At 70.1% G+C, this 9,144-nt stretch carries 7 protein-coding genes; 5 read left to right on the top strand and 2 right to left on the bottom strand.

What is annotated here, in order from left to right; genetic code table 11:
• Positions 1-48 precede the first annotated feature (48 nt).
• The gene (locus ABZV91_RS27885; RefSeq protein ID WP_355247815.1) at positions 49-1,533 is read right to left on the bottom strand and encodes a cytochrome P450; all 1,485 of its coding nucleotides are present in this window, start codon (positions 1,531-1,533) and stop codon (positions 49-51) included.
• A 251-nt stretch (positions 1,534-1,784) separates the two neighbouring features.
• Here ABZV91_RS27885 and ABZV91_RS27880 point away from each other — a divergent pair, with 251 nt between their 5' ends.
• The 3 genes from ABZV91_RS27880 to ABZV91_RS27870 all read left to right on the top strand — a co-directional run bounded on the left by ABZV91_RS27880 (position 1,785) and on the right by ABZV91_RS27870 (position 5,445).
• A complete protein-coding gene (locus tag ABZV91_RS27880) occupies positions 1,785-3,263 on the top strand; it encodes an NAD(P)/FAD-dependent oxidoreductase (protein ID WP_355247812.1) in 1,479 nt (492 codons plus the stop codon).
• Positions 3,264-3,340: 77 nt separating this feature from the next.
• A complete protein-coding gene (locus tag ABZV91_RS27875) occupies positions 3,341-4,222 on the top strand; it encodes a hypothetical protein (protein ID WP_355247809.1) in 882 nt (293 codons plus the stop codon).
• Positions 4,223-4,563: 341 nt separating this feature from the next.
• Complete coding sequence (locus ABZV91_RS27870; protein WP_355247806.1) at positions 4,564-5,445, top strand: hypothetical protein; 882 nt, start codon at positions 4,564-4,566, stop codon at positions 5,443-5,445.
• 38 nt (positions 5,446-5,483) lie between these two features.
• Here the strand turns inward: ABZV91_RS27870 and ABZV91_RS27865 are convergent, their stop codons facing one another.
• Complete coding sequence (locus ABZV91_RS27865) at positions 5,484-6,983, bottom strand: MFS transporter (RefSeq protein WP_355247803.1); 1,500 nt, start codon at positions 6,981-6,983, stop codon at positions 5,484-5,486.
• A 140-nt stretch (positions 6,984-7,123) separates the two neighbouring features.
• On the opposite strand from ABZV91_RS27865, the gene ABZV91_RS27860 reads away from it, so the two are divergent.
• Together ABZV91_RS27860 and ABZV91_RS27855 are read left to right on the top strand one after the other, a co-directional pair.
• Positions 7,124-8,230: a lycopene cyclase family protein gene (locus tag ABZV91_RS27860; protein ID WP_355247800.1), complete on the top strand. Its 1,107-nt coding sequence runs from the start codon at positions 7,124-7,126 to the stop codon at positions 8,228-8,230.
• Complete coding sequence (locus ABZV91_RS27855; protein ID WP_355247797.1) at positions 8,230-9,141, top strand: Ku protein; 912 nt, start codon at positions 8,230-8,232, stop codon at positions 9,139-9,141. Before ABZV91_RS27860 ends, ABZV91_RS27855 begins: the two co-directional genes overlap by 1 nt.
• Positions 9,142-9,144 lie beyond the last annotated feature (3 nt).

Genomic DNA, 9,144 nt, shown 5'->3' with positions numbered 1-9,144 from the left:
GGCCCCCGGTTCGTACCGGGGGCCGGAGCCGTTTCGCGGTCCGATGTCTCAGGTGAGCCGGCGCAGCCGCATCGGGGCGTCGTCCCGCGGGAACGGGATGGTGGTGAAGCCCCACGGCATCCGATAGTTCTCCGGGAAGCTCCATTCGTAGTCGCGGACGAGCGCCGAGATGATCGTCTTGACCTCGAAGGTGCCGAAGTGCATGCCGATGCACTTGTGCGAACCGGCGCCGAACGGCATCCAGGCCAGCCGATGCGATTTGTCCTCGCGCCGCTCCTCGGAGAATCGCAACGGATCGAAGACCTCCGGGGCGGTCCACAACTCCTCGAGTAGATGATTCACCTGGTAACCGAGGTCCACCGGAGTACCGGCGGGGATGTAGTGGCCGAGGATCTCGGTATCGCGCACCGCGCGGCGCACCATGCCGGGTACCGGCGGCATCAGGCGCAGACTCTCCTTCACCACGAGATCCAGCGTGCGCAAGGTGTCCAGATCGGCGATGGTCGGGGACTGGTTGTCCAGGTCCAGCGCACGCACCTCCGCCCGCACCTTCTGCTGCCATTCCGGATGTTTGCCCAGGTAGTAGGCGACGGCGGTGGCGGTGGTCGTGGTCGTGTCGTGCGCGGCCATGATCAGGAAGATCATATGGTTGACCACATCGGCGTCGCTGAACACCGACCCGTCCTCGGCGCGCGCGTGGCACAGGCCCGAGAAGAAATCCGGGGCATCGCTGCGCCGCTTCTCCGGCAGCATCGCGGTGAAGTACTCCTCGAGCACGGCGCGGCCGCGCAGCCCCGCGCGCCATTTCCCACCGGGCACACTGTGACGCATCAGCGCCAGCCCGGCGCGGGTGCAGGCGACGAAGGCGTCGGTGAGGTCTTTGCGCCGGTCACCGACCTCGACCGCCATGAAGGTCTCGCCCGCGATATCGAGGGCCAGTTCCTTGATCGCCGGGAACAGTCGCACGGTCCGGCTCGCGCCCCCGCCCTCCGGGACCCAGCGGCCGATACTGGCGCGGACCACCGGGGTCAGCTCGGCGAGGTGGGCCTCCAGCCGTTCCCGGGTAAACGCCTGCTGCATGATGCGGCGGTGGAACATGTGCTCGTCGAATTCGAGGAGCAGCAGCCCGCGGCGGAAGAAGGGTCCGATGAAGTAATCCCAGCCCTGCCCGAAATCGCGGCGGCGGCGGCCGACCACCTCGTCGATGGCTTCGGGCCCGGCGGCGAACACCCGGTCCATCCCCATGGAATTGTTGATGTTCACCGGGCCGAAGCGGCGGTACTTGTCCAGCAGTTCGGCCGGACCCCAGCGCATGTAGTGGAACGTGCGACCCAGGTACGGCAGCCCCGCGTCGCCGCGAACGGCCACGGCGTCGTTACCGCGGGGCGGGGTGGCCAGCGTCCGCTGCCGGTCCGGCACCTTCAACAGCAGCCGGTCGACCATACTGCGGTGCGGGATCTCGATGAGCGCCGAATTCTCGGTATCGGTGCGCGCACGCGCGCGGGGCGCGGCGACACGGTCGACGGTGACCATGGCGAAACCTCCTGAGAGACAGCACCCATCGTATTGTCTTTGTTGCAACGGCTCAGCCCATTCCACCGAATCGGTATCATCCGGGCTCCCGCTGAGACCTCGTCGCAATGGCTATCGTGGTGAGTTGCCGCACCACCGCGAGTGAACACCGAGCGTCTGACTGTGTCGTATCCGGGTAGTGCTACTACCGTGTGCGTTGTCAGGAAACGATCACCAGGGCAGCACCGGCCCACCGCTGGCGAGGAGCGACCATGAGCACGCAACCTGTTGGAAACGGCCGGCACCGCGTCGTCGTCATCGGATCGGGTTTCGGCGGCCTGTTCGGCACCAAACACCTCAAGCGTGCCGATGTCGACGTCACCCTCATCTCCAAGACCACCACCCACCTCTTCCAGCCGCTGCTCTACCAGGTCGCGACGGGCATCCTCTCCGTCGGTGAGATCGCGCCGGCGACCCGGCTCGTGCTACGCAAACAGAAGAACGCCCGGGTGCTACTGGGCGAGGTCACCGATATCGATCTGGCGGAACGCACCGTCACCTCGGTGCTGCTGGGCGAAACGACGGTGACCCCTTACGACAGCCTCATCGTCGCCACCGGGGCGCAGCAGTCGTATTTCGGCAACGACCAGTTCGCCACCTTCGCGCCGGGTATGAAGACCATCGACGACGCCCTGGAACTGCGCGGCCGCATCCTCGGGTCGTTCGAGCAGGCCGAGGTGGCACAGACCCAGGAGGAGCGCGACCGGCTGCTCTCCTTCGTGGTGGTGGGCGCCGGGCCGACCGGGGTCGAACTGGCGGGCCAGATCGCCGAACTCTCCGACCGGACATTGGAGGGGACCTTCCACAACATCGATCCCCGCGACGCACGGGTGATCCTCGTCGAGGGCGCGGGCGCGGTCCTGGGCCCGATGGGCCCGAAACTGGGCACCAAGGCGCAGCGGCGCCTGGAATCCATGGGCGTGGAGATCCAGCTCAACGCCCTGGTCACCGATGTGGACGCGCACGGGGTCACCGTGAAGGACGCCGACGGCACCACCCGCCGCATCGAATCGGCGTGCAAGGTCTGGTCGGCCGGGGTGCAGGCCAGCCCGCTGGGCAAGATGGTGGCCGACCAGTCCGACGGCACCGAGGTCGACCGGGCCGGGCGGGTCGTGGTGGAACCCGATCTCACCGTGAAGGGACATCCGAACGTCTTCGTCGTCGGCGACCTGATGTCGGTGCCGGGCGTCCCGGGCCAAGCCCAGGGCGCCATCCAGGGCGCCACCTACGCCGCGAAGCAGATCAAGGCGGAACTGGCGGGGAAGCAGACGGCACAGGAACGCAGGCCGTTCTCCTACTTCAACAAGGGCAGTATGGCGACGATCTCGCGTTTCAGCGCGGTCTGCCAGGTGGGCAAACTGGAATTCGGCGGATTCATCGCCTGGCTGGCCTGGCTCGGCCTGCACCTGTACTACCTGGTGGGTTACCGGAGCCGGATCACCACGATCATCCAGTGGTTCGTCACCTTCCTCGGCCGCACTCGCGGCCAGATGGCGGCGACCGAGCAGTGGATCTTCGCCCGCCTGGCCCTGGAGGCGGTGTACAGCGACAGCGAAGAGGGCGAGGAACTCGTGCGCGGCGCGGCGGGCCGCCGGCCGCCGGCGCCCTCCCCCGGCACTCCGGCGGTCACCGCGGAAGCCGTCGGTACCGGCACGCCCGAGAAACCGGGTGGCGGTCGCAAAGTCGGCTGAACCGGCTCACCTCCCCGATCCGGCGCCCCATCGGAGCTAATATCTGGCAAACAGATCATCTCCGCAGAGAGGCGCCCATGGGAAAGCACAGGACAACGGTCCGGTCCAGGCGTGCTGCCGGGTCGGTCGTCGCGGCGGGCGCCGTCCCGCTCATCGCGACACTGATCGGCGCCGGGACGGCCCACGCCGACGTTCTCCCCGCTCCGCTCGCGCCACCCCCTGTTCCCGCCGTGCTCCCGGCGCTGCCCTCGCTGCCCACCCTCCCCACCGGCCTCCTCCCACCCGCACCGGATCCGGCCGCCGATCCGTTGGGCGCGGCCGTCGGCGCGGTCCAGGAGGCCACCCGTTCGGTGACCGATTCCGTCGCCGCGGCGACCGCCCGGTTCGTCCACCCGGTCCCCGGGGTACCGCTGCCCCCGGCGCCGATGCCCGCGGTGGCTCCCGGAATCCAGGCCACCTCCGAGGACGGACACTCGACGCCCGGCGAAGCACCGAGCACCGCCGGGGCCGCCGCGCCGATCGAGGAAGCCCCGCCAGGCACGTTGCGGGTCGGCGACCTCGAAATGAACCTGCCGTTCGATACGGGGGCTCTCGATGCCGGCGCGGCTCAGGCCCAGGAGCAGCTCTCGGCCTTCCTGGACTCCTCCGGCATCGAGCGCAGCCGGGCAGACCGCGTCGCGGCCCAGGCCATGAGTTCGGGCCTGATCGGAGCCGGGATCGGAGCCGCGGCCGCGGCACCGGTGGCCATCCCGTTCGCGATGCTCGGCGCCGCCGCGGGATTCGTGGTCGGCCTGCCGTTCCTCCCCACGGGGCTGGTCGTCGGCCCCGTTCTCGGCGCGACCATCGCCTACGGAATCGTCACGGTTCCGGCCGTGATCGCCGGAGCGGCACTGGGCGCCGCGTACGGGGCGACCGACGGTTTCACCACCCAACCGTTCGGCCCGCTGCCGCCGGGGTAACCACGCATCCAGGGACGCCCGGATCGCACGCCGGACGGCAGCGCGCCTGTCTCGACGTGCTCCCGAGCGGGACCGCACGGTGGAGCGGACCGGTTCGCCTCGGCGCACCGGTTGCCGCGCGACCGGAAGACGATGGTTCGGCGCCGCGCGCCGGCGGCCGGTACCCGTGAATTCGCGGACCCCCGGCGACCCTCCGGCGAACCGCCGGACAACCCTCACGACACCGCCCCGGAAACCCGGTCCACCTGGTGTGGCAAGGCGGCTGAACGAGCCGAACCCATCCACGCCGCGCTCCGGAACGAATGTCTGGCAAACCGACAAATTCCCGGAGAAAGGCGACCATGGGTAAGCACAGGGCAACCGGTCCGACCCGGCGTGCTGCCGGCTCGGTCGTCGCGGCGGGCGCGATCCCGCTCATCGCGACACTGATCGGCGCCGGTACCGCCAATGCCGAGGTACTCCCCGCTCCACCCGCGTCATCCCCGATTCCCGCCGCGCTACCGGCACTGCCCCCGGCCCCGATCGCCGCGGACCCGTTCGGCGTGGCCACCAGCACCGTGCAGGAGGCGGCGCGGGTGGCGGTCCAGTCGGCCACCGACACGATCACCGCGGCCACCGCCCCGTTCACCCACGCCGCACCGGCGGTCCCCCCGGTTCGGCCGGCCGTGATCGCGGATCCGGCCGTCCCGGCACCCGCCCTGGCGACACGGCCGGTGCCCAACCACGCCTATCTCGCACCGCAGGGCGAATTGCACGCGCCGGCGCAGGTCGTGCCCGTCGCGCCCATCGAGGCGCCGCCGGGCAAACTGCGCATCGGCAATGTCGAAATGGACGCACCGTTCGATGTGCGCGATATCAACACCGGCGCGGCGCAGACCGAGGCGCAGCTGGCGACCTTCCTGGATTCGGTCGGCGTCGAACGCAGCCGCTCGGACAAGATCGCCGCGCAGACCCTGGGCTCGGCGGCCATCGGCGCCTCGGTCGCCAATACGCTGGCTTCCCCCCTCGCCGGCACGTCGGCCATGGTCGGCGCGGTCGCCGGCTTCATCTCCGGCATCCCGTTCCTGCCGATCGGTCTCGTCATCGGGCCGGTCCTGGGCGCGGCCATCGGCTATGCGGTGATCGCCGCGCCGGCCGCCGCCGCCGGCGCGGCCATCGGAGGCGCGATCGGCGCGGCGGACGGTTTCGCCGCCGCCCCGTACGGCACTCCGCCGGCCCTGTGATCGGTGGTGGCCGGCGTCCTCTCGGCCGCCGGCCACCCTCACCGATCGTCGGCCGGCGAACCGGCCGGGCGTTCGCCCCGGCCCACCACGAAGGCGATCACACCCATCAGCAACAGCACCCCGGCGCCGGCCGCGATGGACGCGTGCGCACCGTGGACGAAGGACTCCCGCGCCGCGGCCAGCAGGCCGGAATCCGCCGCGGAGCGCTGGATGGTCTCGCCCAGAGTCGGCGCGAACTCGCCCCCGGAGCGGAAGACCAGCGCCGCGAGCGAACCCAGCAGGGCGAGCCCCAAGGCGTTGCCGAGTTCGAAACTGGTCTCGGAGATGCCGACCGCCGAACCGGCCCGCTGCGGCGGGACCGAGGCCACCGCCACCTCCGAGACCAGCGTGAACACGATCCCGTAGCCGATACCGGCGATCGCCGACCCCGCCACGTACCAGCCCGCGCCCCCGTCGGCGCCGATACCGAGCACCAGCAGGTTGCCGACCGAGGCCGTCACCAGTGCCGTGACGAACGCCCACCGCACACCGAGCAGCCGGGCCACCGACGATCCGCTCACCGAGAAGATGAACACGGTGATCGCCATGGGGATGCCGAGCACGGCCGCCTGCAGCGGGTCTCGTCCGGTCACCGACTGCAGCCAGATGCTGCTCAGATAACTCAGTCCGGCCAGCGACATCATCGCGGCGGTACTCGACCCGATGGCGACCGAGAACCGGGCGCGGCTGAACAACGACAGATCGACCAGGGGGTGGTCCAGTCGCCGCTGGCGGCGGACGAACAGGGTCAGCACCGCCGCGCCGAGGAAGGCGCTGACGAAGGCCTCGACATCGGGTCCGTGCTCGGCGATGTGCTTCACCGCGTACACCGCCGGCAGGATCCCGCCGATGGACAGGGCCACGCTGGGCAGATCGAGCGGTCCCAGCGCGGCGGACCGGTGCTCGGGCAGCAGCAGCGGCGCGAACGCGAGCAACACCAGCAGAACCGGCACATTGATCAGGAACACCGACCCCCACCAGAAGTGGTGCAGCAGGACGCCGCCGATGATCGGCCCGACGGCCGAGCCCCCGGCGAAGAACGCCGTCCAGATCCCGATCGCGGTCGAACGCTGCCGCGGGTCCGGGAACAGATCGGAGATGAGCGCCAGACTCGACGGGAGCAGGGTGGCGCCGCCGATCCCCATCAGCGCGCGGGCCGCGATCAGCACCGCGGCGCCGGGCGCGAACGCCGCGATCGCCGAGGCGGCACCGAACACGGTGGCGCCCGCGAGCAGGACGGTGCGGCGGCCGATCCGGTCGCCCAGGTTGCCCATGGTGATCAGCAGCCCGGCGATGAGGAATCCGTAGATGTCGAGAATCCACAACTGCTGGGCGGCGGTCGGATCGAGGTCGGTGGTGAGGGTGGGCAAGGCCAGGAACAATACCGACATATCCATGGACACCAGCAGCACCGGCAGCAGGAGTACGGCCAGACCGAACCAGGCACGCCGCCCGCCGCTCGTATCCGGTGCGGCCGGCGCCGCCTCCACGTTCGTCATCCACGTTCCTTCCGAGTCGTCGGTTCACCCAGTCGTAACACGGGTGACCGGGGCGACTGTTCCGGGCCACGACGGCACGCGGCGATGATCACCCCCACCCCGGCGCGCGCGGTGGGTGCCGGCCGTGTTTCGATCCGACGATGAGCGCCGATATCGCCATCTGCGGGCTCGGGCCGGCCGGGCGCGCGCTCGCCCACCGCTGTCTGGCCCGCGGAATGACCGTGCTCGTCGTGGACCCGAATCCGCGGCGCGCCTGGCGGGCGACCTATGCCGCCTGGTCCGACGAACTCCCCGCGTGGCTCGACAGCTCCGTCGTCGCGGCCACCGTCGCGCGACCGCGGGCGCATGGCCTGCGGGACCACAGCATCGCGCGCGCGTATTCGGTACTCGACACCGCCCTGCTGCAGCAGTCCCTCGATCTCACCGGCGCCACGGTGGTGCCGGGACGGGCGGTGGCACTCGACCGGCGCACGGTGACGCTCGACAGCGGCCGGATCCTGCACGCCGGCCGGGTGGTCGACGCACGTGGCCTGCGCCGCCGGCCGGGCAGGGCCGAGCAGACCGCCTACGGCCTGAAACTGGCCCGCGACGCCGCCTCCGAGCCCGCGCTGTTCATGGACTGGCGCCCGGACAACGGCGCCGCACCGGGCGCGCCGCCCTCGTTCCTCTACGCGATACCGCTCGGGGCCGGCACCGTGCTGTACGAGGAAACCTGCCTGGTCGGCGCGCCCGCCCTCACCCAGGGGGAACTCGCGCGCCGCCTGCACCACCGGCTGCGAGCCCGGCACATCCCGACCGCGGGCGACGAACCGGTCGAGCGGGTGCGCTTCCCGGTCACCGGCGGCCGGCCCGGAACCGGCCGCTTCGGGGCGGCGGGCGGGTATCTTCATCCCGCCACCGGCTACAGCGTCGCGGCCACGCTGTCGGCGGCCGAGTCGGTCGCCGCCGGCGACTCGGGCTGGACCGCCGCGGCGCGTACGGTCCACCGACTCCGGCGGGCCGGGCTACGGGCTTTACTCGCACTGCCACCGACCGAGATCCCGCGTTTCTTCGACGCCTTCTTCGACCTCGATATCGAACTGCAACGCGCCTATCTCTCCCGGCGCGACGACCCGGTCGGCATGCTCACCGCCATGTCCGGGCTGTTTTTCGGGCTTCCGGGGTCCGTGCGGGTCCGGCTGGCCTCGGCGACACTCGGGCTGCGGCCGGCCTCGCCCCGGGGGTCGGGTTCGGTCATCATGGAGTGATGCGGTCAATCTGGAAAGGCTCGATCGCGTTCGGGCTGGTGAACGTCCCCGTGAAGGTCTACACCGCCACAGAGGACCACGACATCAAATTCCATCAGGTCCACGCCGCGGACGGCGGCCGGATCAAATACGACCGCGTGTGCACGATATGCGGGAAATCCGTCGCATTCGCCGATATCGATAAACAGTACGAATCACCGGAAGGTGACAAGGTCGTCCTCACCGACGATGATTTCGCCAAACTCCCGGTGGCCGAGAAACACGAGATTCCGGTTCTGCAATTCGTACCGTCGGATCAGATCGATCCCATCCTGTACGACAAGACCTATTATCTGGAACCGGATTCGAACACCCCCAAGGCCTACGTTCTGCTCGCCGCCACGCTCGAACGCATCGACCGGACCGCACTCGTCCACTTCACCCTGCGCCAGAAGACCAGACTCGCGGCCATGCGGGTACGCGACGGCATGCTGGTGTTGCAGACCCTGCTGTGGCCCGACGAGGTGCGCTCGGTCTCCTTCGAATCACTGGAGGAAGCCGGCACACCGCGGCCCCAGGAGATCAAGATGGCCGAAACGCTGGTCGAGTCCATGTCCGACGATTTCGACCCCGACCAGTACACCGACGAATACCAGGTCGAACTGCAGCGCCTGCTCGACGAGGCCGTCGCCAGCGGCGACGGGAGGGCGCCCGAGCGCGCCGAGGCGGCCGCCGCGGAGTCCGATGCCGAGGTGGTGGATCTGGTGGCCGCGTTGCAGCGCAGCCTGGAGGCCAGCGGAGCGGGCGGGGGCACGGAATCCACGGCGCCGAAGAAAGCGCGTAAATCGCAGCCCAGAAAAGCGCAGCCGCGGAAGACCGCCGAGCCGAAGGCCCGGAAAACCACCCAGAAGCGAACCCGCAAGGGTGCGTGAACG

It is taken from the genome of Nocardia sp. NPDC004568, from assembly GCF_040609955.1.
Lineage (GTDB): Bacteria > Actinomycetota > Actinomycetes > Mycobacteriales > Mycobacteriaceae > Nocardia.
Note: the sequence above shows the minus strand (reverse complement) of the source record. Positions and strands in the feature narration are given on the sequence as shown.